At 59.5% G+C, this 23687-nt stretch carries 19 protein-coding genes and 1 tRNA gene; 8 read left to right on the forward strand and 12 right to left on the reverse strand.

Annotation, left to right across the window (positions count from 1 at the left end; all coding sequences use genetic code 11):
• Window positions 1-253: 253 nt before the first annotated feature.
• Window positions 254-808: a thioredoxin family protein gene (locus AYJ54_RS28545; RefSeq protein ID WP_063704171.1), complete on the forward strand. Its 555-nt coding sequence runs from the start codon at window positions 254-256 to the stop codon at window positions 806-808.
• Window positions 809-1238: 430 nt separating this feature from the next.
• Here the strand turns inward: AYJ54_RS28545 and AYJ54_RS28550 are convergent, their stop codons facing one another.
• Window positions 1239-2015: a molybdopterin-dependent oxidoreductase gene (locus AYJ54_RS28550; protein ID WP_063704173.1), complete on the reverse strand. Its 777-nt coding sequence runs from the start codon at window positions 2013-2015 to the stop codon at window positions 1239-1241.
• Between the two features lie 324 nt (window positions 2016-2339).
• Between AYJ54_RS28550 and AYJ54_RS28555 the strand changes: the two genes are divergently transcribed.
• From AYJ54_RS28555 to AYJ54_RS49845, 3 genes are all read left to right on the forward strand, one after another.
• Window positions 2340-2960 (forward strand): DUF5666 domain-containing protein, encoded by a 621-nt coding sequence (locus AYJ54_RS28555; RefSeq protein WP_063704298.1) that lies wholly within the window; start codon window positions 2340-2342, stop codon window positions 2958-2960.
• Between the two features lie 627 nt (window positions 2961-3587).
• Entirely contained in the window at window positions 3588-4685 is a 1098-nt protein-coding gene (locus tag AYJ54_RS28565) for a DUF6282 family protein (protein WP_136623988.1), read from the forward strand.
• Between the two features lie 17 nt (window positions 4686-4702).
• A complete protein-coding gene (locus tag AYJ54_RS49845) occupies window positions 4703-5104 on the forward strand; it encodes a hypothetical protein (protein ID WP_136623989.1) in 402 nt (133 codons plus the stop codon).
• A 416-nt stretch (window positions 5105-5520) separates the two neighbouring features.
• Here AYJ54_RS49845 and AYJ54_RS52830 read toward each other — a convergent pair whose 3' ends face one another.
• Window positions 5521-6078 carry a GNAT family N-acetyltransferase gene (locus AYJ54_RS52830; protein WP_245329152.1) on the reverse strand — a complete coding sequence of 186 codons (558 nt, stop codon included), beginning with the start codon at window positions 6076-6078 and terminating at the stop codon, window positions 5521-5523.
• A complete protein-coding gene (locus tag AYJ54_RS52835; RefSeq protein WP_245329153.1) occupies window positions 6075-6761 on the reverse strand; it encodes a hypothetical protein in 687 nt (228 codons plus the stop codon). The genes AYJ54_RS52830 and AYJ54_RS52835 overlap by 4 nt, the downstream gene beginning before the upstream one ends.
• Before the next feature lie 276 nt (window positions 6762-7037).
• Here AYJ54_RS52835 and AYJ54_RS28580 point away from each other — a divergent pair, with 276 nt between their 5' ends.
• From AYJ54_RS28580 to AYJ54_RS53765, 3 genes are all read left to right on the forward strand, one after another.
• Window positions 7038-7772 carry a phosphorylase family protein gene (locus tag AYJ54_RS28580; protein ID WP_245329160.1) on the forward strand — a complete coding sequence of 245 codons (735 nt, stop codon included), beginning with the start codon at window positions 7038-7040 and terminating at the stop codon, window positions 7770-7772.
• Window positions 7773-7926: 154 nt separating this feature from the next.
• On the forward strand, window positions 7927-9912 hold the full coding sequence (locus AYJ54_RS28585) for an MMPL family transporter (RefSeq protein WP_347337233.1): 1986 nt from the start codon (window positions 7927-7929) through the stop codon (window positions 9910-9912).
• 19 nt (window positions 9913-9931) lie between these two features.
• A complete protein-coding gene (locus tag AYJ54_RS53765; RefSeq protein ID WP_347337234.1) occupies window positions 9932-10516 on the forward strand; it encodes a hypothetical protein in 585 nt (194 codons plus the stop codon).
• 439 nt (window positions 10517-10955) lie between these two features.
• On the opposite strand, the gene AYJ54_RS28590 is transcribed toward AYJ54_RS53765, so the two are convergent.
• Both AYJ54_RS28590 and AYJ54_RS47910 read right to left on the reverse strand, forming a co-directional pair.
• Window positions 10956-11975, reverse strand: coding sequence for an MBL fold metallo-hydrolase (locus AYJ54_RS28590; protein ID WP_082905891.1), 1020 nt, complete (start codon window positions 11973-11975; stop codon window positions 10956-10958).
• Between the two features lie 888 nt (window positions 11976-12863).
• Entirely contained in the window at window positions 12864-13097 is a 234-nt protein-coding gene (locus AYJ54_RS47910) for a helix-turn-helix domain-containing protein (RefSeq protein WP_201724270.1), read from the reverse strand.
• Window positions 13098-13884: 787 nt separating this feature from the next.
• Here AYJ54_RS47910 and AYJ54_RS28595 point away from each other — a divergent pair.
• On the forward strand, window positions 13885-14085 hold the full coding sequence (locus AYJ54_RS28595; RefSeq protein ID WP_063704182.1) for a hypothetical protein: 201 nt from the start codon (window positions 13885-13887) through the stop codon (window positions 14083-14085).
• A 623-nt stretch (window positions 14086-14708) separates the two neighbouring features.
• On the opposite strand, the gene AYJ54_RS28600 is transcribed toward AYJ54_RS28595, so the two are convergent.
• The 7 genes from AYJ54_RS28600 to ilvD all read right to left on the reverse strand — a co-directional run bounded on the left by AYJ54_RS28600 (window position 14709) and on the right by ilvD (window position 23545).
• Window positions 14709-15437: a helix-turn-helix domain-containing protein gene (locus tag AYJ54_RS28600; protein WP_063704184.1), complete on the reverse strand. Its 729-nt coding sequence runs from the start codon at window positions 15435-15437 to the stop codon at window positions 14709-14711.
• 93 nt (window positions 15438-15530) lie between these two features.
• The gene (locus tag AYJ54_RS28605) at window positions 15531-15776 is read right to left on the reverse strand and encodes a helix-turn-helix domain-containing protein (protein ID WP_082905901.1); all 246 of its coding nucleotides are present in this window, start codon (window positions 15774-15776) and stop codon (window positions 15531-15533) included.
• Window positions 15777-17921: 2145 nt separating this feature from the next.
• Window positions 17922-18686, reverse strand: coding sequence for a Crp/Fnr family transcriptional regulator (locus AYJ54_RS28615; protein WP_082905903.1), 765 nt, complete (start codon window positions 18684-18686; stop codon window positions 17922-17924).
• A gap of 702 nt (window positions 18687-19388) precedes the next feature.
• A complete protein-coding gene (locus tag AYJ54_RS28620; RefSeq protein WP_063704188.1) occupies window positions 19389-20615 on the reverse strand; it encodes a tyrosine-type recombinase/integrase in 1227 nt (408 codons plus the stop codon).
• 161 nt (window positions 20616-20776) lie between these two features.
• A tRNA-Ser gene (locus tag AYJ54_RS28625) sits at window positions 20777-20866 on the reverse strand.
• 276 nt (window positions 20867-21142) lie between these two features.
• Entirely contained in the window at window positions 21143-21517 is a 375-nt protein-coding gene (locus AYJ54_RS28630; RefSeq protein ID WP_063704189.1) for a hypothetical protein, read from the reverse strand.
• A gap of 177 nt (window positions 21518-21694) precedes the next feature.
• Window positions 21695-23545 (reverse strand): dihydroxy-acid dehydratase, encoded by a 1851-nt coding sequence (gene ilvD / locus AYJ54_RS28635; RefSeq protein WP_063704191.1) that lies wholly within the window; start codon window positions 23543-23545, stop codon window positions 21695-21697.
• Window positions 23546-23687 lie beyond the last annotated feature (142 nt).

Here is a 23687-nt window from a genome sequence, read left to right on the forward strand (position 1 = left end):
TCGAGCCAAAGCCAGCCTTGCTGATCTGGCGCAGTTCCGGAACCGCAAAAACAACTTGTCGCGCGTGTAAGACCGGTTTGCGAGCTACAGGCCGCTTTTGGCCCTGCCCGACCAACCTCAACACTTCTTTCCACGTCCGCTGTCAGGGGGGTAGACCAGAAATGGCTGACGTGACGCCACTCGCGAGTAGGCTTTGGGAACTCTGCCCCGGCAGGCCGTCGTCAGCATATATTTGGGCACAAGGAGGTGCGATATGGCGACAACAGCTACCCAAGTCGTTCTTGATACGCCGGCGGCGGAGTTCCGGCTTCCGGCCACCGATGGCAAAATTTACGCTCTGGACGACGTTGCGGGTGAAAAAGGCACGGTCGTCGTCTTCATCTGTAACCATTGTCCCTATGTTAAAGCGGCGATCGACCGCATGGTTTCGGACGCCCGTGTGCTGATGTCGGAGGGCGTCGGCTTTGCAGCGATTTGCTCGAACGATGCGGCGAGCTATCCCGAAGACTCATTTGAGAATATGAATCGTTTCGCGAAAGCTCATGATTTCCCGTTTCCATATCTCCACGACGAGACTCAGACGGTCGCTCGAGCGTATGGAGCGGTCTGTACGCCGGACTTCTTCGGTTACAATGCCGACCGCAAGCTCAAGTATCGCGGCCGGCTCGACGAAGGCCGCACAACTCCGCCTCGCGCAGGGGCGCCCCGAGAGCTTGTCGAGGCCATGCGTGCGATTGCGACCACCGGTGTGGCGCCGGCTGACCAAAAGGCGTCTATTGGCTGCTCGATAAAATGGAAGGACGAATAAAGCCGAGCCCTGTCCTAAGCGCCCCACCGGCTACAGAACACGACCTTTTTTGCACGTCGGCTACTCTTTTGCCGTTACGGCCTTGCAGGCGAAACATCTTTCAAAAAGTAGAGTTTATGCGGACCTGCGGCAAACGTCAGTTGCTCACGGTGAAGCGGAAGCGGCTAGCAGATAAAGCCGGCTGACCGGGTCGAAAATGACCCAGGCTGTGTGAAAACGCGAAAATTGACGAAGCGTGGAGAATCTACTTCTCACGTTACGCGGTATTGGAGCTCAGTATGCTCTCCGTAATCTCAGAAGCGGCGACAAATGGAATACCTTTCTTTGCAATTTAAGCGCCGGCGCGTTTTCACACAACCAAGACCCGAAGCCGACATCAGTTTTCGAGCAAGCTCGCTGAAACACCACAGGTGTTGGCGGCCTCTCCGGTTTAAAGCCCGCTAAACCAGTTGTAACCTTCATCCTCCCAGTAGCCGCCGGTATAGTTGTTGAGCACGGCAAGCCCGATGACGTGCTTAGGATTTTTGAAACCGAGCTTGGTCGGAATGCGCACGCGCATCGGAAAACCGTATTTCGGCGGCAGGACCTCTCCATCGTACTTGAAGGTCATCTGCGTCTGCGGATGCAGCGCCGTGGCCATGTCGATGGAGCTCGAATAGCCTTCGGCGCAGGTGAAATGCACGTACTTTGCCCGCGTATCGGCGCCAATCCGGCGGAGAAATTCGCTGAGCGGCGTTCCCGTCCATTTTCCAACCGCACTCCAGCCCTCGACGCAGATAAGGCGGGTAATCTGCGTCTCCTGGGGCAGCGCGTACAGCCGATCGAGCGTCCATGTCCGTTTGTCGTCGACCAAACCGTCGATCAAGAGCTTGTAATCGTCTTCGTCAATATCGGGCGCATTCTCCTCGCGATAATACGCATTGAACGGGAAAGGACGCGTGATCGCGGTTTCTGGATAGGTCGGTGCAAGTCGGTTCGGGTCGAACAACCATGCCTGCACGCGATCATTGAAGCGAGACACGATGCGCAGCGCATTCTCAGCCGACGGCCCATCGATGATGTCGCATCCTGTCAGAAAGACGAGCGCGCCGACGCCTGCGCCGGCCTGCAGGAAGGCGCGACGGGTTGGCTCGGGCAGGAGCTTGACAGCGTCCTTGGCCAGCAGTTCGGCGTCGATCCCGGGAACCGATGATCTCGAACGAAACATCTCTTGTCTCCTCAGCGGCCGCAGATTTCAAACCCTCACCGCAAGCATCGCTACGGCGTTGATCCAATGGGGAACCTGGACATCAAGCGGATGGACCGGCTCTCTCGCCCCTTCGAAACCCCGGCCCGCCGAGGGTTGCCTACGCCGCGCTTCCTAGTTCCCGCATGGGCAACTGTGGTAATCTAGGTTTGGCAGCTATCAAATGCCGCAGGGATCGGCGGAGTTCCTCGAAATCCCTGGCGCGCGAGATGGAATTGACCCGCGTCGTCGAGGTCATCCTGGCAGCTGCCAAAGCAGTTGCTCCAAATCATCAGGGAGGAAGCGATGTCTCGCACGACAGCGTATTTGCTGCGAATGATTAGTTTTGCCGCCATTCTGGCGGCGCCCGTGGCATGGGCTCAGGAGGCTCCGCCGGTACGGGTGCGTGGCACTATCGAAGGCGTCATCGATAGCGCTACCTACGTGGTTAAGACACGCGATGGAGCCGAACTAAAGGTGACGCTTGCCGAAAAGCCGCAGATCGCCGGCGTTGTCAAGGCGTCGCTTTCCGATATCAAGGAGGGCTCGTTCGTGGGCGTTACCGCCATGCCCAAGGCCGACGGCAGCTTGAGCGCACTCGAAGTACACATTTTCCCAGAGGCCATGCGCGGGACTGGTGAAGGACACTATCCGTGGGATCTTCGGCCCCAGAGCACGATGACGAACGCGAATGTTGAACAGATCGCTGCGGCTGTTGATGGGCGCACGTTGACGTTGAAATACAAGGACGGCGAGAAGAAAATCTTCGTCCCCGCCGATGCACCCATCGTCGCTTACGGCCCGGGAGACAAGAGCGATCTCAAGCCTGGCGCGAAAGTCCTCATCATCGCGGCCAAGCAGTCCGATGGAACATTGCAGGGTCGCGCCTGGCGCGTCGGTCGGGATGGACTAACGCCGCCAATGTGACTGCAGCATGAGCGAGAAGCTTCGAGAGTGAGCAGCTCTTTCTTGTGAAGCGCGACGGCAATACGCGGAATCGGATCAGGCGGTAGCGCCGAACAGCGCCGAGAGCTGGTACCTCCGGCTACGGCCCCGAGCGGAACAACGCGTTAAGCCGTTACCTCGTCAGCTGTCTGAGCAAACCGGGCCGCTTTCAATTGGTGGATCAGCGGAGGAGGAATGAGATCTGGAGCGGCCGTCACGATCCCTTGTCAAAGGGGTCTGCTCTAACCAACCGTGACGATAGCCATTGGCAATCTTGGGTTCGACATTGCTGCAGCCTTGCTGACGGAGTCGCTGTTTCGCCTCTTGGTCAAGCTCTTCGGTGATTTCGACGGGTATACCTTGCCGGCCAGCTGCGCTAGGATGGCGGCTCAAACGGGCGAGAAAAATTGTACAATCTCGCTAGCTGCCCTTGAAGCGGCACGTGCCGAAATCTTCGCGATGGAGCGGGCAGCGACCGTGCCGTGGGGAGGCATTTTGACTGGCAATCCCGGCGCCGCTCCTTTGCCTACGCCGCCAGCATTTATATTTCGCAGGCTCGCGCTGCTCCTGCAGCTCGGAACGTTTCGGTGAAAGCAACGGAGGATCACAATGAGCTGGTCCTATCTCCAGAGATGGAAATTCACTGATAGCTGCGGAAGGCCGCGTGTGCCCGGAGGGATCCACGTGGGCTGCGCTCATGACGGCCAGCAGCACGACCATGCAACGCGGCGCGCGCTGCTCAAAGCTGGGGTTGCGATCGTCGGCGGTGCCGGGCTGGCGACAGTTGTCGACCCGCGTGAGATATTCGCGCAAATTCGAGTCTTCCCACCGCCACCGCCGGCGGTTAACCCCATCGCCGGTCTCATGGATACGCATGTTCACGCGGCGCCCGACGTCTTCGGCCGGTCGCTGGACGATGAGGAGGTCGCGGCCCTCTATAAGGAGCGCGGGCTGGATTCGCTCGTTCTCAAAAATCACGTCGTGCAGACTGCCGACCGGGCTTGGTTCGCGCGCAAGCACGTTGCCGGCCTGAAAATATTCGGCGGAGTAGTCCTTAATTCACCGGTCGGCGGAATAAATCCGGATGCGGTTAACTGGATGTGGCGCATGCAGGGTGGCTTCGGCCGCGTCGTGTGGTTTCCCACCTTCGATGCCGACAATCATGTCAAGCATTTCAAGGACGCGCCGGAAGGCATCAAGGTGCTCGACGCTGATGGACAGGTTCTTCCGGCAGTGCGCGAGGTGCTCAAAATCTGCGCCCAGCAGAAGCTCGTTGTTCAGACCGGGCATCTATCGACGAGCGAGGCCCTCGCTGTCATCGAGGCCGGTCGCGATGCCGGCGTGGATCGCATGGTCGTCACCCATGCTCAGTTCGAGGTTGTCAACATGAGCTTCGAGCAAATGAAGAAGGCCGCGTCGATGGGCGCGAAGCTCGAACTGTGCGCGATGGGTCCACTGATGGGACCGGAGGCGCATTTGGAGTGGATGCGGAACTGGCGGCGAGTGAAAGTGGAGGAGACCGCCGCCGCAGTGAAGGAAGTTGGCGCGCAAAACTTCATTCTCGCGACCGATCTGGGTCAGACTGGCAATCCGAGCCCGGCCGACGGGCTGCAACTGTTCGTCACTGACCTGATGAAGGCCGGCCTGACTAAAGATCAGATCACGACGATGGGACGCGAGGTGACCGGTAACCTGCTGATGGGCTGACTATTGCGAAGGTCGTCATGTCAGAGCTCGAACACGCACACCAACACGCTCACGATCACCATCACGCCTGCGCCAACCTCTTCGGCTGCGGCGACGAGAAGGGAACGGGTATCATCCGCGAGGATATCAACGACGCCTTCTTTGACGATCGCGCCTCCGATCGCTTCCTCCATATGGATCACGTCGATCAGGGGATTTTTGGTGACTACTTGTTCGCCCGTGGCCGCTGGCGTCGGAAGTTCCTAAAAGCGAGCAGCTTCATGGGTGTGCTGGCTGCTGTCGAGCCGTGGTTCACCAGCCTTGCTCAGGCCCAGGAGTCCGGCCCAGGAGTCCGGCGCTGGGCCTATGCGCCTTCCCAGCCTGACGGTCGCGTGCACGAAATGTCTGCTTCTCACCAAGAGCGGCCACAACTTCGATAATTGGAGATTATCGCAAGTGTGCAGTCTGTTAGCGAGCGAGACGGATTGCGAACTGCCCTGCCCCCTTCGTGTCGAACGTAGTCCCAAGTTTGGGCGGGTCCATTTGTAGTTCGTCACCGTAGCTTCTCACGCGAACCTCAAGCGCACTGCCGGAGATTACTGACTGTCCGACGTCTTGGCTATTCCAGTTTGGAGGAGCGGCGATCCGTTGCTCAGTGGAGAATGCCTCTTAGTCCGCTTTGCGCGAGAAGCGGCCGCCCCGCCGACGTCGCGTTCGCCCCTTCGAAGAAGTGCCGACGGCCCGTCCCAACGTCTACTGCTCAGGGTAGACGGGTAGACCAGAAGTGAAGGCTTATCCGTCAAACCGGCGCTCTTGACCCGATCCAGACGCACGCTGATCTCGCGACCAGTCCCCTTCAGGAGGTCCAACGAGCTGTAGGACCTGGGCTGCCGTCCCGGCGGCCCCAGAGCTCCTGATAGTTGCGAAACTTCGCAAGCGTCTCGTCGTATCGCGTTGGCTCGATCGCCGGCAAGATGTGCTTCAATAACGCGTTGATCGGCGCTGACGTGTTCCGAACGTATAAGTCGAGTGGATCGAGCAAGTGCCTCAAGTGCAGCTTCGGATCATAGTTCAGTCCGCTGCTGCGAAACGATTTGTACCCGTTGGCGATCGCCCAGCTGACCATGTCGCGAAACACGTGGTGATAGAGATGCAGATCGAAGGCGACCTTGTAGTCGAGGCCTATGTACTCCGCATAGATCGCGTCGCCATGCACAATGCACGTTGCGAATGCGACGATCCGCTTGCTCTGGCGCCAGACGAAGAAGCGGACCTTGTCCCCCATCCGCCGCCCCAGGTCGCAGAAATATTGCTCCGTCAGCTTCTCGAAGTGCAGCTTCGAACGCTCATAAACATGGAGGTACAGCGAATAGACCTGCGCGATCACCGGTGTTGCGTCGTTGATGATGCTCATCTCCAGTGGGCGGCTCGTTCTATCGCCTCAAACTTCTTGCGTAGCTTCTTGCGGGTCGCACTGTTGAGCGCGCGCTTCGTGTACTCCTCGAAGCTTGCGTAATCAATGCAAAGCCTGGTCATGGGGAGGCTCGGGATGCGCGTGAACCCGTGGTCAATCAGGCAGTCGAGGGCCGATCGGTATCGCGCCGGGAATTCCTTGAATACGATCAACTGTGCCCCGAGCCTATGAGCATGTCCCGCAATCCCTGAAGCCAGCACCTCGGCGCGAGCACGATGGCAGGCTTCATCGCCATCAAGATGGCCTTCACCGGCGACGCAACCGACCATCAGCGTGCGAGCTCGCATCAGGCGCGGCCACAACCGGCGAATGGCGTCGATGGGCACGCCAAACCGCGGGCTCGCTCCAACCAGCAAGTCCAGGTCCAGTAGGAAAAAGGGCTGCACGGCACAAACCTGACCTACGGTGTCCTTGACGGCGAAGTACCGATAGTCGAACTCGGGATGAAGCGTATCCTCGACCAGTTCGTAATATCGATGATCCTTGCGCTCGTTCGCGAATGCGACCTGCCAGCGCGGACAGCACCGCAAGTCGCCACGCGCGACGACTTCGAGACGCAACGCGTATCGCAGCGGCTCAATTCCCGAGACGTCGACAATTTGGCTAGTCGCGTGCGCAGTCATTGATTCCGACACGATCTCACGTTCGCTACGGTCCGCGCCCACAAGGCGTCATTTTATCACGAAGAAACAACAAGCAAAGCTGACTTATCCGTCACAAAATAACTGATTACTCATTTGCGATTTGACATTCGAGCGGAACATTTCTGTGTTTTCTGGAATGTGTTGACGCCGATATCCGTGTGCGAGCTTTGCGCAGCGCGTTGCGATTTTTTGGCACCTGCGATTTATCGTGAGCACTGGCCGGCTTGGCATTCTGGGAGTGGTCTCTTGGCAGCGGTGATTGGAGTCACGGGACTCGCAATTGAGGCGCGGATTGCTGCGGACCGGTACACGCACGCGATCTGCGGTGGTGATGGCAGCACACTCACGGAGTCTCTCGCATCCGCAATTGCCGGGGATTGCTGCGGTCTCATGAGCTTTGGCATCGCGGGCGGCCTTTCGCCTGGCCTCCGCTCAGGTACATGTATCGTAGGGTCCACGATCGTCGCGGAGACGATCGAGCTCGCAACTGACCGAAACTGGTCACAGGCGTTACTTCGACTAATCCCTGATGCCATTCATGGCGCAATTTCCGGCGTGCCAACTGTCACGGCGCATCCGGAGGCGAAGCACTTGCTGCATATGAGCACCGGTGCGCTGGCAGTCGATAATGAATCCCACGTCGTGGCGAGCGTCGCCGCAGCACGCGATCTCCCCGTGACCGCCGTTCGCGTGATCATGGATCCGGTCACCCGCGAGCTCCCTGCTGCGGCTTTGGCTGCGGTGCGTGCGAACGGGACGATCGATCTCGCCGCACTGATCCACGCAATACTGAGGCGGCCTGGCGAATTGCCGACGCTGCTTCGGACTGCTCTGGACGCGTGGACCGGGTTCGATGCGCTGCTTCGCTGCCGTCGATTGCTTGGCCCGGGCTTAGGGCTACCTGCCTTGCAAGCACGCGAGCCAGAGCTAGGCCCGAGCATCGAAATTCCTATTGGCGGCTTGGACAGCCGCTACCTGGAGCGTTCATAAAGCGCGTTATCGCTGACCTGCCAATGGCAAAAGGTGCAAAGTGCGAACGAAAGGTCGTATGATCAGCCTTCAAATCAATCTCCGGTTAGTGAAGGGAAGCTGTTCCGCGACGGGCCTTGACCGAGAGATGGCGTAGATCAAGCAGCCGAGCTCGATGCTCAGATCAGCGATAGTTCGCGTCACCGACTTCTGCACGCGCCATCCATGGTACGTGATCGCTCTCGCACTGGCTTTGTCGGCGTTCTCCGCCGGCTATACCGAGCGGCACTTCGCCATCAAGACTGATGTCAACGAACTCATCTCGCCGGATCTGCCCTGGGCCCAGCGGATAAAGGCCTTCCTGAAAGCGTTTCCGCAACGGGAGATCCTCGTCGTGGTCGACGCTCCGACACCGGAACTCGTCGAGCAGGCGGCCAACCGGCTCCAGCAGGTGCTCGAAGCCAGTCCCGAGCTGTTCCCCTCGGTTCGCCAACCGCAGGGCGGGAGCTTTTTTGAGCGCGACGGGCTGCTGTATCTGCCGACTGCAGAGCTCAAGAAAGAGGCGGATTGGCTGACGCGTGCGGACGTCCTGATTGGGACGTTAGCCGCCGACCCCAGTCTGCGAGGAACGCTCGATGCGCTGTCGCTCGGTCTCGCTGGCGTGCGGCGCAAAGAGGTCACACTCGACGACATGGCACGCGCGCTGACCATGGCCGCTGAGACGACCGAAGCCATCCTCGCGGGCCGGTTCGCAACCTTTTCCTGGCGGGCATTGGTCGGCGACAAACCCGCCGAACCGTCTGACTTGCGGCGCTTGATCGAGGTGCAGCCCAGGCTCGATTTCGGCGCGCTTGAGCCCGGCCCTGCCGCCACCGGTGCGATCCGGCAGGCCGCCGCGAGCGAGAATCTCGCAACAGACTATGGCGCACGCGTGCGCCTGACAGGGCTCATCCCAATCGCTGACGATGAATTTGATACTATCAAGCAAAACGCCGTGCTCAACGGCACGATATCGCTGCTCACGGTCTTGGCCATCATGCGGGTGGCGCTGCGCTCGGCGCGTATCATATTTGCTGTGGTCGTCAGCATCACCAGGGGCTTGGCAATTTCTGCTGCGTGGGGGCTGTTCCTGGTTGGCGCTCTGAATTTGATCTCGGCCAGATTTTTCGTCCTGTTCGTCGGACTCGGCATCGATTTCGGCATCCAGTTCTCTATCCGCTATCGTGCCGAACGCCACGACTGCGAAGAACTGAGCACCGCCTTGCACAACACGGCAGTGAAAGCGGGGGGACCATTGGCGCTTGCTGCAGCGGCCACCGCGCTCGGCTTTTCCTCATTCCTGCCCACCGACTATCGTGGTCTGTCGGAGCTCGGGCAGATCACCGGCTCAGGGATGATCATCGCCTTCCTCACAAGCATCACCGTATTGCCAGCGCTGTTGGCTATCTTGACTCCGCACGGGGAGTCACATTCGATTGGGTTTACGGCACTCGCCCCGCTGGATAGATTTCTGGAGCAGCATCGGACGGCGGTTGTGGCTTTCACGATTCTGGCCGTCGCACTTGCCTCGCCGCTCCTGCTGTTCCTGCCATTCGACTTCAATCCGCTGCATCTGCGCAGTTCAAAGGTCGAATCGGTCGCGGCCCTTCTGGAGCTGCGGAAGGACCCGCAGACGGAGGTCAATTCCATCGAAATCATTGCGCCGAGCCTGGCTGCAGCGGATGTGGTTGCGCGACGGCTGTCCGAACTCCCCGAGGTCTCGCAGGTACTCACGCTCGGCAATTTGGTGCCTGGCGGTCAAGAGGAAAAGCTCAACCTCATTCGCGAATTGGCCGCGACGATCACCCCTTCACTCGATCCCCGGGATGTCGATCCTCCTCCGACTGACGACGAGACCATCGCGTCTCTGATCTCCACGGCCGATTTGCTTTCAGACGTGGCCGGCACCGAGCCAGGACTGGGAGCGGATGCTGCCAGGCGGCTCTCCGGCGCGCTGTCGCGCTTCGCGAGTGCCGGTCCTGCGCTTCGGAAGAAGGCCGAGACCACAATTGCTGAACCGCTGCGGAACTTGCTCGAACGATTGAGGCAAGAGCTCAACCCACAGCCGATCACCACGGAAACTGTTCCTCGCGATATTGCCCGCGGAATGGATCACTACTGACAGGCGTGCGCGGGTACGGGTGCTGCCGAAAGCAGATCCTGATGATACCCCCGCCTTGCGCGATTTCGTGACGGCTGTGCTGGCGATTGAGCCGAATGCGACAGGCGAGGCAGTGGCGCTTTACGAGTCAGGGAATACGGTCGTTCGCGCCTTCGTAGAGGTCGGGATTTTCGCATTGTCCGCGATCGCCGTGCTGCTGTGGATCACACTGCGTCGGATCGGAGATGTCCTGCTCACACTCGTACCGCTGCTGGTCGCGGGCGTCGTGACGTTGGAACTATGCGTCGTCTTCAGGCTTCCGCTGAATTTCGCAAATATCATTGCCCTGCCACTGTTGTTGGGCGTCGGTGTCGCATTCAAAATCTACTACGTCATGGCGTGGAGGGCGGGAAAGACCGCCCTTCTGCAATCGGTCCTCACTCGCGCTGTGATCTTTAGCGCCATGACGACAGCTACCGCGTTTGGCAGTCTGTGGATGTCCAACCATCCCGGCACCTCCAGCATGGGCAAATTGATGGCGCTGGCCCTGGTGTGCACCATGTCGGCCGCGGTGCTGTTCCAACCTGCCCTGATGGGTCCGCCTCGGGAAGAAAGAGGGGCTTGATAGTTGGCGTGCCGCGGGCCCCCCCCTCAGCATTCTAGCTGAAGTGCGCAGCTCGTGAATCGCCCATCCATCGCTTGATATCAAACCCAACGGTCCGATTGCATGGGCGGTTCGAAGCGCGCTCGCCTGCGCACCGTTGCCCCTGCACGTGACTTGTTGAAGGAAATGCCCTGGTGAAGCTGTGCATCCACGTTGAGAGTGGCGGCCTTCAGGGCCTTTGAGTGTAGGTCCGCTCTTGACCGTCTGAGAACTGCCGGTCCGACCGAAAGTCCGCTTTGCGCCAAAAGCTCCCCTCCCCGCCGAGTCGCACTTTGACCCGATGCCGACATCAGCAGCCAATTTTGCTGTGATGCGCAAACGGCAGTCGTCTTCAGCAGCTAAACACTCGCGCTTTTGAAGCCCAAGCGGATCACGAGCCGATATCAAACTTCGCTAGCGACTAAGCGGCATAGGACTGGAAAAAGTCTAGAACCACGACCTTGGTGTTGGGGGAGTGCTGTTTGACGTCCCTCACCCACAGATCGAGGTTCCCCGCATCGCCGAATACGTCTCGTAAATCGTGCGCCCCGTCCGAGAACGGCCGCTCGAAATTGTCCCAATGGGTCGGCAGAATCAGTGGCGGACGATTGAGTGCATCAAGCAGTCGCGGGGTGAAGTCGTGAATCTGATTTGAAAAGATCGACGCGACCAGTGCCACATCCGGTTTCAGGCCATTGAGTGCTCGCTCCACATAGTTGGCGCTGCTCATTAGGAAAACACGAAATTTTCCGCCGATGGTGATCAGATAGATGAGAGTGTCGCCCTCAGGCAGTTCGCCTACCGTTTTCGGCAGCTCTGGTACAGAGATGCGATGACCAGGCACCGCGAATTTCTTGGTTGGCCCCATTGAGTGAAGACTCGGGAACACCTCGATCGTATAGCCGTCGAATTTCATATTCTCACCGCCCTTGACCTGGACGATCTGACCTTCCGGAACGCCGTATGCGCGCATGAGATTGGCGTGAGTCTCCGAGCCTATGACCATGGCCCCTGTTTTCTTGGCGATAAAGGGAATATCGGCGATGTGGTCCCAGTGGCCGTGACCAATCAGAATGTGATCCGCCTTTTTGATGTGCTGGTCGATCACCGTTTCATTCACTTGAATCGGAGTCGTCGGATTGAACTTTCCGGCAAAGAAACCGGTCGGAATCCGCTGAAAGTACGGATCGAAGAGGATTGTCCGGTTGCCGAAACTGATTTCCCAGCCGTCAGTGCCGAACCACTTGAAATTCACGCCAGCTGTGCCGGGACCACCATTCTTGTCCGCTGTCTCAGCGCCATAGGCTACACCGGGGAAGAAGAGCGAAGCCGCACTCGCTGCCCCAGTCATGAGACTTGCGCTTAGGATGTCGCGTCGAGAGAGATTGTGTCCGTGCAGATGGTGTCCATGCAAATGCCAATCAGCTTCGACAAAGCACATGGCTCGCCTCCCTGTGGCCCCTCGTTGGTTGTTGAATTCGCGGGCCGGGCTGCCGGCTCAACGATCGGGTATTCGATGCCTTTTGAATATCGAAGTCAACTGATGCAGTTCGAATGCGAAGGCTCGACGATCGTCAACGTCGGAGGGCCAAGGGGTTGAATTTCCGGTCGTTTTCGGGACGATCCGGCATTGGCCGATGGCCGACCCGGGTCGCCTCGGCTGCCTTGATGCGGGTTCAGAGCTTAAGCGCCTGCAGCTTTTCGAAATACCCGCAGAATTAGTAGCCAGCGCAGATGCGGTGATCGAATAGAAAAACACTTGCTGCGTTGCATGAGTCCGGTATTGGCCCTTCTGAGACATGCGTGTCCGGCCAAACGTCCGCTTTGCGCCCAGAAGCTGCCGTTTCAGGCCCCGGTTTGCCCGACGAGCGGTTTGCGGGGCGGGCTATCACTGCGCGCAATCCGAATTCATCCTCGCCGCTTGCTGCTGGCTGGCCCTAGGGCGCCCTTGCTGTTCTCGAGGCGTCAAAAATCCTCTCGGTCAGTGAGGTAATTCTCGCGAGCGCTCGGCAGCTTCGCATCGGTGCGTCGGCATGCGGCTCGCGAGCAAAGCGAAGTGCCCTGCCCGATCTTCACCGGCTCGGGAGCCGCAATCCGTAGCTCACGACCGTAGCTGCTCACGCCGATTTTTTGTCTAGGCTCGAAAATAGATTCAAATCAATCGTGTAGCTCCGCCAGTGTAGAGGAGCCCCGTGCCGCTTGGCCTAACGGCAAAGACGACGGGCACCTGAATGTGCGCGGATGCCCGTCGGCAGGACCTGTCGTCGTACACCGTGAGGCTAAGACCCGACTCCATCCATCCGCAAGCGGATCAAGCAATTTACGGGCCCTATTCCTCCAACAGCTTAGAGGCAGAGACATGTAGCCCTTTGGCGATGCGAGCGATGTTGTCGATCGAAACGTTTCGCTCTGATCGTTCGACGCCACTGAGGTATGTTCGGTTGATCCCACATTCATAGGCCAAGGCTTCTTGGCTGAGCCCCCGCACAGCCCGAAGACGGCGCATGTTTCGCGCCAAAATGTCCCGCAGAGGTCCCTTGTGAGTCCTTTTCACAAGGCTCATTTCGACGACTTGTCGCTTTTAAGGCGACCGCTTTTAAGTTACAATCGTACCCAGCAAATCGACGGCGCTGGGGACGCCAGAAGTGACCAACAAAGTTGCTGGCGGTGCCTGCGGCTCCTGGTCGGTCCCCGCCAAAACCACTTCTCTCGATTGTTTTGCTGTCGTCACCCCGGGTTGGAGAATGAAATGAGCAGCAAGGAAGTCATGATCGCTAGTGTTGTGGCTTTGTTGTCTCTGACTCCAACGAAGGCAGCGGAGGACCTCTCGTTATTCGGGACTTCGGTCAAGACGACCAGGCCGGTGCAACCGGCCCCCCCCTGAACGAGGCCACAAAGGCGAGTTGGCCCGCTCATGTCTGCGCAGAGATACAGCGAGTGGAACAAGTCGTGATTTCAGGCGCACGCCCGCCTGATCGGGGAATGACTCGCATTGGGCTACTGATGCTCCAACGGCTTCATTGCGGCATCGACATCAGCAAGAAACTCGCGGCGGATGACATCGTTCTCGAAAACGCGCAGCGGAAGGCTCAACGAGATTACGAGGAGAACATAGCTGCGGCACCGCGCGCCGCATCCCGCCCGCAGGAGCCAATCACCGTGCAGGTCCCCCAAGCCGCCCCGGCGTCGGCGCTGCATGATCCGCCACCAACCGTGAACTGTTTCACGACTCGACTGCGAGGCGGCATGTCGACTACGACTTGCCGATAGAACCATTTCATCGCAATTGTAACTGCGCCAAATCTACGTGCTGGAATCCGGCCCCACATCCGGGATGGAAGGCAACGGATATGCAGGAAAATCTTGGTAGGTTGGCCGCGGTTTTGCGCCAAGAAGGCAGCAATGGGTACCGGCGTTACCATCTGGAGCGAATAGATGGTCGGCTGATGCTTGTACGCGATGAACTTGATCGCTTCTTTGACCTGGCCATGAGGGACGTATTCGGCGCCGAACTCGAGGCGGACGACAAGCACGGAGTATTTTTGGATTAGCGCAGGTGGACGGCCGATTGTATGTGGGTGGAGTTGTTTGTCGGTGCCTGTGGGCTGGCTGAAGCTGCCCCCATAAGCCCCTGCGATCTCATTCCCACTTAGCGGGCTCGATCTGCGCGGCATCAACCGAAGCGTTCGGGTGTCTCATGTCGCGACTCACGAAACGCCATTTGCAAATGGCACGGCTCAAGCACGGGCATTTAGAGACCGAAAAGCGACTGGAGACCAATATCCCAGTGCCATAACCGAGCTATTTGCACCTTATGTCTCACCCAAGTGTCTCAATGTCCCACTTGTCGAGGCGAAAACGGGTGAAACAGGCTAGCAGACGCGAGCTCCAGTCAACAGCAGCAACAGAGGCGCCCGACGAGTGCTTCGACCGTAGCTGGACACTCTCTCCCATCGGGCAACTCTCTTCTACTAGCTAGGAACGATATCAAGCGGGGCGGTGGTTCCGCTCTGTTCGACAGCGAGTCCGTACCGGATCAGGAGATGTGGGGGAGCACGGCACGCAGGCGACGATGGATCAGGCCCGAAGAGGTTGACGTGTTTCGTCCAACGCCCGAATTTGACAAAGCTCGCGAGAGCCGTGTCCCATTCATGATCACCAGGCAGAGTATCGCCTATCGCTGTATTTGCTTGAATGCGAGCAGAGGCAGCGGCAACGAATGAGCCTCCTGCCGTCGATCAACCTCGTAATCAAACCACGTCCGAGCCTTAGCCATCCAATCATGGCTCACCGAGCCCTTATGTCGAGCGTGGTCCGCGAACCGTCTCACTGACCGCTCTACACGATCTCGATCTCCGCCCAACCGTTCGATCGCCCAGGCGTAGGTTTGCTCGTCTAATCTGAAATCATCGGGAATTTGGGTTGCGGGCGCAGGTTTCCTCTCAGGTTCTTTTGAAGGATGGCTGGAAGGATAAAGCCGCACCCTGCGGCCCGGTGGTGCCGCAGGGTGCGGCATGGCCGTGCCGCACGCTGCGGTCCGATCCATACCGCAGGGTGCGGCCTGGCCTGTGCCATCCAAGCCGCACGATGCGGCTTGGTCGCGCGAGCCTCCTATTGCGGCCGTACCGCTCAGGGTCGAGAGATTGATTCTGTAGACCCATGACTCCCAACGCCCGCCGCGACGCTCCTTCAGCGCGGCAACGAACCCGCGCTCAATAAGATACTTCAGCTGACGCTGAATGGTGTCCAGGGAAAGCTCCGTTATTTCCCGCAGCGCATTCTGCCCAGGGAAGCAACGTTCACCGTTGTCATCGGCAAAGTTTGCGAGGGCGAGTAGCAACGACTTCGCGCTCGGCGAGCCCACCTTCGTTTTCTGCACTTTTGACACAAGAACCCAACTCATGCTCAGCGCACCCTCGCGCTAAAGCCGCCGGCGAGCGTAGGGTGATTACTCGGCTGAGGCGGACGCATGACCCAGATGTGCTGTGCGCACCGTCTATGCCGCGCGCCCACGACGCTCAGCTTCCTGTTTGAGCCGACGTTCAACGTACGCTTCGATGCTGCGCCACAAAATCTTCCGTGCCCCGCCTTCGCGGTAGCTCTCCAGCTCACCCGAATTCAGAAGCTGATAGATTTTCTCGCGCCCAATTTTCAGCATCGTCATCGTTTCGTTCACGCTCGCAACTATTGGACGCTGTTCGCGGCCCTTCAGGCTCATTGCTTCTGTTGGAGTTGTCGCCATCACCCCGATTCCTCTGTTCCGAACGGTTCGAATGAACAGCACAGAACGGAAGCTTGGCGCAACCGAAAAATACATATAAGCCACTGATAATATTTGTCTTTTTCCCCACAACTTCCCTCCTGGTGGAGTGCTGGTGGGGTACTAGTTCTCCCAAGACCATTCAGCATGCTGAGCAATTCGGTGCGAACAGACGCGCTCAGCATCAGGCTCACCTGGTCTTTGCAAGCTTTGGAATGGCTCTCGAGCGCGGACGATTCAGTACAATTGTTGGAGTCTGCGTAAAGGCCGCAGGCCGCTCCAACGCGTACGTCCAAACTGCTCCGCATTGTGTTTGTTCATTTGGTCGAGCCGCTCGACATGAGACCGGTCGTAACATTTCAGGCAACAAGCGTTACCGAAAAAGGCGCGCATTATCGATTGCTCGCGCTTCAGATGAAAGACGTTATGTCCTAACGTCCGGCGCCGGCGCCCACAAGCCGATCATCACCACACGGGGCGCCCAGGGGTGGGTACTGCGTTATCGAGGCCGTAGCTGCAATAACAATCTGGCACAATCAGGTGACCTGCAGAGGACACTCCCTCCTCCATATTACGTTGATTTCGTTGCACTCCTTGGCACTCACTTCGATAGCTACGGTCGAAAGCTACGAAATCGCCGATCGTCATGAAATTCTAGGGCTGCTTGCCGGATCAGATTGGAGAAGCTGTTTCCGAGCGGCTGCGTCGGACGCGCCGAGGCGGGGGCAGAGATACTGATGAGAAGCGTTGACGACCTAGGAGTCCCTCTTCGATGAATCTCCCTAAGCAATCCGAAGTCGCTTCCTAGAGGCTTTGTCCGCTGTCCACCCCGAATGCAGACCTTCTATGCTCACTTTGAGTTTTGTCGTTCATGGACCCAGAGCGGTCATCGCCGTGTCAGATTTTGCCGTGATGCACAACACCGATGCCGTCCCACGACGGTAAAGGCCTCGGCCCCATTCTGGGCGGCGCATTCGAAGTTGGTTCCTATTGATTCAGATCAACGGCGAGACGCAAGGCGGCATGTCACGTTATGTTTGATCATCGCCCTAAAGGGAGAGAACAACATGACAAGAAATGCCAAGCTTCTTGGATTGATCGTGACTGCTGCGCTCTTTACGGCAGCTCCGTTGTCGCCCCATTACTCGCCGGCGAAAGTGCTATCCGTATCCCTTGACCGTGCTGAAGCGAGAGTTGGGCGACCACTCACACCAATGAGCGTAGCAGGCGTTCATCGCAGGGTGCATCGGCGGGCTTACTATGGTGCGGCAGCGGCGGGAGCTGCGGCTTACGGAGCGTATGGCTACCGCCGGGCTTGTGGATACGCTCCCTATCCGCCCTGCTATTGAGGCTCGTCGCTGGCTTCACTGCGGCATAGAAAATTGACGCACTCGACGAAGAGGACGCATGAGAGGCGCAAAGCTGCGGCTGGAGCGTCATCACCGACGTTCGACCAAACAGGACTGAGGGTATTCGCCTCAGTCCGGGCAGCGTGGGAGGTACCGTAGCTTATGCAGCGTGTCGCTATGCTAGGGCCTGAGCACTGCTGCTCATGGCGCCGTCCTTGTGACGGCGCACTACGATCAGAAGGTCCCGTCCTCGATCCGCATCGCGGCTGGTGCCCGCGGTGTTTGACGGGATGCGGATACTTATGGGAGCATCCTAAATGCTAACCGCATCCCAATGCCAAGCGCTCGCCAACGAATACAAATCCCTCGCGCGACAGCCTAACATTTCCGAGGAACGCGCGGCCATGCTGTTAAACATTGCCCGGAGTCTCGTCGGTCTAGCGACCCAGTTTGATAAGCTCGCAGCCCATATGAGAGACAATGCGAAGTAAGGCCGCCTCAGTCGGCGGCCTCTTTCATCTTAGAATGTCACCTATTGGCCCATCAGCGAAGTATCCACACGCCTCGTCGAGGTCCGGACAATGGGGCGTACCGGACTAGATTTGCTCACGTTGAGTTCTTCGCATTTTGGCCCTACTCGGACCTCCCTCGATGTCCGCATTTGCGCTGCTTGCCGGAATCCACAGGATGGAAATGGTTTTGTTTATAACAAAGAAACAACAAGTGCCGATAGCTCTTGCCGGTTACGGCCTCACCGACCATGCAAGGTTGAAAATGCTCAGCCACCGTGAGGTTCGTCGCCCGACGCAACATGCAGGCGCGGCCTCGCGGCGTCATCCGGGACGATCTGATCGGTTTGACGCCGCATGATGTCGTAGCATTCGCAGGACGCTTGCTTGAGACGCCCCCTATCGATTTCGATCAAGCCCCGCCGATCTGATCTGATGGCGCCCAAGGCGCGGAGTTTGGCAACCTCCAGTGTCACGGTCGTTCGTCGCACCCCGAGCAACTGCGAAAGCGTCTCCTGAGTTAATGACAGGATGTTGCCTTCCGTCCGATCATGCAGGTGAAGCAGCCACCGGGCCATGCGGGCCTCGACGGGGTGCAGCCCATTGCAGGCTGCGACGTGCTGGAACTGCATGAGTATCGACCTCGTGTGCGCCTGGACTACATTTCTGATGGCGCTGCTCCCCATGTAGGCGGCTTGAAAACGCACTACGGAGATTTGCGATGCGGTGCCGCCCACCCGCACGACCGCGGTCACGGACGACAGGGAGGGGTTTCCCCCCAGCACCGAGAGCGCACCGAGGGCTCCCTCGCGCCCGATCACGGCGGTTGCAATCGTTTCCCCGTTCGGCAGGCCGAGCATGAAGGAGATGGCGCCGCTATGGGGAAAGTAAACATGGTCGCGTCGGTCTCCCGATTGCGCTACCACGGCATCCTGTTCAAGCGATACCTTCTGAATATGCGGCGCGAGCAATGCGAGGTCTTTCGACGGCAATGCAGCTAGGAGACGATTACCGACGCTGGCAGGGCGCTCCATCACGTGAGCCGCCGAGCCCATATTAACTCAATCATCATGCTGATTGGAACGCCATACTTCCGGGCGGTGCGGAACGGCGGCCTTAACATATGAATCTGCTTTCACTATTCGCGCTGAGATCCAACTCACTCGCAAACTCGGATATTCCAAATGTACGTCGGCTCAAGCTTGAGTCCTCATAGACACGAACGGATCAATTTTAGTGGCTTGCCCGCGACATGAGCGCGGCGAGTAAGGGAAGAGAGTCAGTGCAAATGGCAGTATCGATGCAGTTGCAGCGCGAAAGTACGGAAGCTGCAAAAGGTGCTCTTCTCCACCCGCGTTGCGTAGCACCGATCTTCGGTTCCACTCATGTCGAATATAAGGGTCAGCCAACCTTTGGCGCATTCCGTGTGCCATGCAATTGTCATACTTGTACCAGCGCATTCGTCGATGGGAAGCATGGGCGGCGAACAGTGCTGACGGGAATGATGGACCAGCCGTTCCCCGGGTTGGGACGGCGTTCTGATCGCCAAGAGGCAACAGATTTCGCTGGCTTCCGGTTATGGCCCTTCTGCGACTTCGTCCGATGTCCGCTTTTCCGCCGCTGTTGGGGGTTGAGCGGACATCGGTCGGCCAGACGCTTGATGAGTACACGCCCTAGTCAGTCACGTTGTCCCGTGACGTCTGCGGCGTCTTCTGCGGGCCATCCGCTCGACGGCCCTATCCTGCCCGGTCACCCAATTGGACCACATTGGCGCCGGTGAGGAATGCGGCCCAATCCTTCATTAGGGCCCGCCGCTTTTCCAGCTTTTGGCCTCGCTGATAGGCCGCGGTCGTCTCGCTCTTGTACTTGTGGGCCAACGCGGCCTCACGTACACCATCCGGATAGTCGGTGCATTCCTCAGCCCAAGTTGCGAAGGTCGACCGGAAGCCATGCACCGTCACGTGTCCATAGCCTAGACGATCAAGTACTGCGAGCATCGCGTTTTCGGAGAATGCCCCGGCATCGGGATTGGTGAAGATCAGTTCGCCTTGGCGGCCATCGCGCATCTCGTCGAGCACCGCCAACGCGGGATCCGTCAGGGGAACGTAGTGGTCCTGGTCCATCTTCATTCGCTCGCCAGGGATTTTCCAGGTCGAGCCCGGCCGATCGATCTCAGACCAGCGCCCTTCGACGGCCTCGTTGGTGCGGCAAGCGGTGAAGATTAAGAAGCGCAGCATGGCGGCAGCTGTTCCGGGCGCGCCGGCAAGGAGCTTCATGAATGCCGGCGCGTCGGCATAGGGCAAGGCCGGATGATGCCGAACGACCCGCTTGGGGCGCTTTGGTAGCTTCTCGCGCAGCTGCCTTGTAAGCTCGGCCGGATTACGGAAGTCCGGATCGTCGATATCGACGTTCTTCGCAATGATCGTTTCAATCCGGCCGCGGACACGGTTCGCAGTCTCCCGCTTTTCCACCCAGATCGGCTTCAGCAGGTCGTGGATGTGGCTCGGTTTGATCTCCGGGATCGTCAGCTTGCCGATGGTGCGATAGGCGTAGCGCTTGAGGGAGGACGGCCACTGATCGCGATGCTTCTCGCTCCAGGTCGACCAGTTCGCCCGGATGTAGGCTTCCGCGCATTCCTCGAACGTCGACAAGACCACCTTGGACTCGACGGCTTTCGCTTCTTCGCGTGCTTTTCGCCTCTCCTGCACTATGTCCACGCCGGCGGTGCTGCGATCGCCTTTCACGCGCAGCCGGGCCGCATCCCGGGCAAGCCGCGCATCTTTTAGGGATACCTCCTTCAAGGACCCGAGGCCGTGCCAGCGCTCTTTGCCGTCTTTCCAATACCTGTATGACCAGCTCTTCGATGTTGGTCCGGTGACGATCAAGTAGAGCCCATCGCCATAGGGGTATTTTCCGGGCTTGGTTTGGCGCTCTACGTCGAGTGGTTTGAGTCTTCCAGCCATTGTTCCTCCGGGAAAACCGTCCTCCGAACCCACGGGCAAAAACTACGGTACGTGACCCGACTAGGAAGAACACCGACGAACTGCGAAGTACAGCCTTTCGGCGCAAGTCACTGATTTTGCTGTGGATTCCGAACGACTGCGAACAGAGGAGAACAACATACTGGCGGAAGGGGTGGGATTCGAACCCACGGTACCCTTACGGGCACGCCGGTTTTCAAGACCGGTGCCTTAAACCACTCGGCCACCCTTCCAAGCTTGGAATTTGTGTCGCTTAACGCAGTCGACCGCGCAAGGCAACGCGAAGTTGGTGCGCTCGCGGGTGCCCGAGAGATGTCGCAGGAGCTGTCTGTCAGGCGAGCGTCAGCGTGGTCCTCTAGCTTCGGCAGAACCGGCAACACCGCCCAGGGTGTGGCCGGTTGCGAGGCCCGGTTGGAGTCCCCCTCCATTTCCGGGCCTCGTTTGCATCAGGCAAAAGAATACGCGGCGCTCGCGATGAGCGCCGCGCAAAGGTCGATTGTCATGTCGGCTTAGTAGCCGCAGGACGCGCAGCCAATGGCCAACGGGGCGTAATAGGAATAGCCCGGCGAGACCATCTCGACGCGCTGGCGCGTGGCGTATTGCGGCGGGATACGCTCGTACTGGACGCTCGGGGGCGCAACCATCACGGTCTGCGGCACCATCACGGTGCGGTACTGCGCCGGCGTGCGATGCGCGACCACGGAGCTCGGCGAGACCATCACGGTCTCGTCAACGGTGCGGTACTGCGGCGGGACGTATTGCTGCTGATAGCAGGTCGCGCAGGGCGGCGGCGTGTAGCAATTGTAGCAGCCGGCGGAGGCTGCGCCCGTTATGGAAATGGCGGCGACGGCCGCGGAGAAAGCGACAGCAAGAGTACGACACATTTTTGGTGGAGCCCCAGTTGCCCGAAATGATTTGGATCCGAAGGTCGGCGCGCGCCAATATAGGTCGCGAAATCCAAAGCTGCCGAAGTTCGTCGGGGCATCCTTAACGCGACCGGCAGAGTGTTGCCGATCGCAAAGTACTTGTTGACTATCCGCTGGTGGCGGACGATGCGGCGCTCAGTTCGAGCGCCGCTTGACCTCGCGCACTGCGCCGCGCGCGGCGCTGGTGGTGAGCGCAGCGTAAGCCTGAAGCGCAGTCGAGACGTTGCGCTTGCGGTTCTGCGGCTGCCAGGCGGCATCGCCCTTCGCCTCTTCCTCCGCGCGGCGCTTGGCGAGCTCCTCGTCGGACACTTCAAGGCTGATGCTGCGGTTCGGGATGTCGATGGCGATGCGATCGCCATCGCGCACGAGACCGATATTGCCGCCTTCGGCTGCTTCCGGCGACAGATGCCCGATCGACAAGCCGGACGAGCCGCCGGAGAAGCGGCCGTCGGTGACGAGCGCACAGGCTTTGCCGAGGCCCATCGATTTCAGATAGCTCGTCGGATAGAGCATCTCCTGCATGCCGGGGCCGCCGCGCGGGCCTTCGTAGCGCACAACGACAACCTCACCGGCAACGACCTTGCCGCCCAGAATGCCTTCCACCGCAGCGTCCTGGCTTTCGAACACGCGCGCGGGACCGGAGAATTTCAGGATCGAGGCATCGACGCCGGCGGTCTTCACGATGCAGCCGTCCTGCGCGAGGTTGCCGTAGAGCACGGCAAGACCGCCGTCCTTGCTGAAGGCATGCTCGAGATCGCGCACGACGCCCTTCTCACGATCGACGTCGAGCTCGTCGTAGCGGCGCTCCTGGCTGAAGGCCACTTGCGTGGGAATGCCGCCGGGCGAGGCGCGATAGAAGGTGCGCACGGCCTCGCTCTTGGAGCGCTTGACGTCCCAGCGCTCCAGCGCGTCGCTCATGGTCGGCGCATGCACAGTAGAGACCGAAGTGTCGATCAGGCCGGCGCGATCGAGCTCACCCAGAATGCCCATGATGCCGCCGGCGCGGTGCACATCCTCGACGTGCACGTCGGCAACGGACGGCGCGACCTTGCAGAGCACGGGCACGCGGCGCGACAGGCGGTCGATGTCGCGCATGGTGAACTCGACCTGCCCTTCATGGGCGGCGGCGAGCAGATGCAGCACGGTGTTGGTCGAACCGCCCATGGCGATGTCCAGCGTCATCGCGTTCTCGAACGCCTTGAAGTTGGCGATGTTGCGCGGCAGCACCGACGGATCGTCCTGCTCGTAGTAGCGGCGGACGATATCGACGATGGTGTGGCCGGCCTCGACGAACAGCCGCTTGCGATCGGCGTGCGTCGCGACCACCGAGCCGTTGCCGGGCAGCGCGAGGCCCAGCGCTTCGGTCAGGCAGTTCATCGAATTCGCGGTGAACATGCCCGAGCAGGAGCCGCAGGTCGGGCACGCCGAGCGCTCGATCACCTTGACGTCATCGTCGCTGACCTTGGAGTCGGCCGCGGCCACCATGGCATCGATCAGGTCGACGGCCTTGGTCTTGCCCTGGAGCTTGACCTTGCCGGCTTCCATCGGCCCGCCCGAGACGAACACGGCGGGGATGTTGAGCCGAAGCGCCGCCATCAGCATGCCGGGCGTGATCTTGTCGCAGTTGGAAATGCAGACGAGACCGTCGGCGCAATGGGCGTTGGCCATGTACTCGACGCTGTCGGCGATCAATTCGCGCGAGGGCAGGCTATAGAGCATGCCGTCATGGCCCATGGCGATGCCATCGTCGACCGCGATGGTGTTGAACTCCTTGGCGACGCCGCCGGCCTGCTCGATCTCGCGGGCGACGAGCTGGCCGAGGTCCTTCAGGTGGACGTGGCCGGGCACGAACTGGGTGAAGGAGTTGACGACCGCGATGATCGGCTTGCCGAAATCCGCATCCTTCATGCCCGTCGCGCGCCAGAGGCCGCGGGCGCCCGCCATGTTGCGGCCGTGGGTGGTGGTGCGGGAGCGATAGGCTGGCATGGCGGTTTCCGTCCTGGTTGGATGAGCCGGGCGGGAAAATATGGAAGCCGCCTCAGGCGTTTCCGGCCGGATAGCGCACGGGGTGGGCTGGCGCAACGGGAACTTGGCCCTGACAGGGTCGGATCGGCCTTGCGCAGGCCTC

It is taken from the genome of Bradyrhizobium centrolobii, from assembly GCF_001641635.1.
Lineage (GTDB): Bacteria > Pseudomonadota > Alphaproteobacteria > Rhizobiales > Xanthobacteraceae > Bradyrhizobium > Bradyrhizobium centrolobii.

Coding starts and splice junctions, on each gene's coding strand:
- AYJ54_RS28545 (WP_063704171.1), top strand. CDS start 254: ATGGCGACAACAGCTACCCAAGTCGTTCTTGATACGCCGGCGGCGGAG.
- AYJ54_RS28550 (WP_063704173.1), bottom strand. CDS start 2,015: ATGTTTCGTTCGAGATCATCGGTTCCCGGGATCGACGCCGAACTGCTG.
- AYJ54_RS28555 (WP_063704298.1), top strand. CDS start 2,340: ATGTCTCGCACGACAGCGTATTTGCTGCGAATGATTAGTTTTGCCGCC.
- AYJ54_RS28565 (WP_136623988.1), top strand. CDS start 3,588: ATGAGCTGGTCCTATCTCCAGAGATGGAAATTCACTGATAGCTGCGGA.
- AYJ54_RS49845 (WP_136623989.1), top strand. CDS start 4,703: ATGTCAGAGCTCGAACACGCACACCAACACGCTCACGATCACCATCAC.
- AYJ54_RS52830 (WP_245329152.1), bottom strand. CDS start 6,078: ATGAGCATCATCAACGACGCAACACCGGTGATCGCGCAGGTCTATTCG.
- AYJ54_RS52835 (WP_245329153.1), bottom strand. CDS start 6,761: ATGACTGCGCACGCGACTAGCCAAATTGTCGACGTCTCGGGAATTGAG.
- AYJ54_RS28585 (WP_347337233.1), top strand. CDS start 7,927: ATGCTCAGATCAGCGATAGTTCGCGTCACCGACTTCTGCACGCGCCAT.
- AYJ54_RS28590 (WP_082905891.1), bottom strand. CDS start 11,975: ATGTGCTTTGTCGAAGCTGATTGGCATTTGCATGGACACCATCTGCAC.
- AYJ54_RS47910 (WP_201724270.1), bottom strand. CDS start 13,097: ATGAGCCTTGTGAAAAGGACTCACAAGGGACCTCTGCGGGACATTTTG.
- AYJ54_RS28595 (WP_063704182.1), top strand. CDS start 13,885: ATGCAGGAAAATCTTGGTAGGTTGGCCGCGGTTTTGCGCCAAGAAGGC.
- AYJ54_RS28600 (WP_063704184.1), bottom strand. CDS start 15,437: ATGAGTTGGGTTCTTGTGTCAAAAGTGCAGAAAACGAAGGTGGGCTCG.
- AYJ54_RS28605 (WP_082905901.1), bottom strand. CDS start 15,776: ATGGCGACAACTCCAACAGAAGCAATGAGCCTGAAGGGCCGCGAACAG.
- AYJ54_RS28615 (WP_082905903.1), bottom strand. CDS start 18,686: ATGGAGCGCCCTGCCAGCGTCGGTAATCGTCTCCTAGCTGCATTGCCG.
- AYJ54_RS28620 (WP_063704188.1), bottom strand. CDS start 20,615: ATGGCTGGAAGACTCAAACCACTCGACGTAGAGCGCCAAACCAAGCCC.
- AYJ54_RS28630 (WP_063704189.1), bottom strand. CDS start 21,517: ATGTGTCGTACTCTTGCTGTCGCTTTCTCCGCGGCCGTCGCCGCCATT.
- ilvD (WP_063704191.1), bottom strand. CDS start 23,545: ATGCCAGCCTATCGCTCCCGCACCACCACCCACGGCCGCAACATGGCG.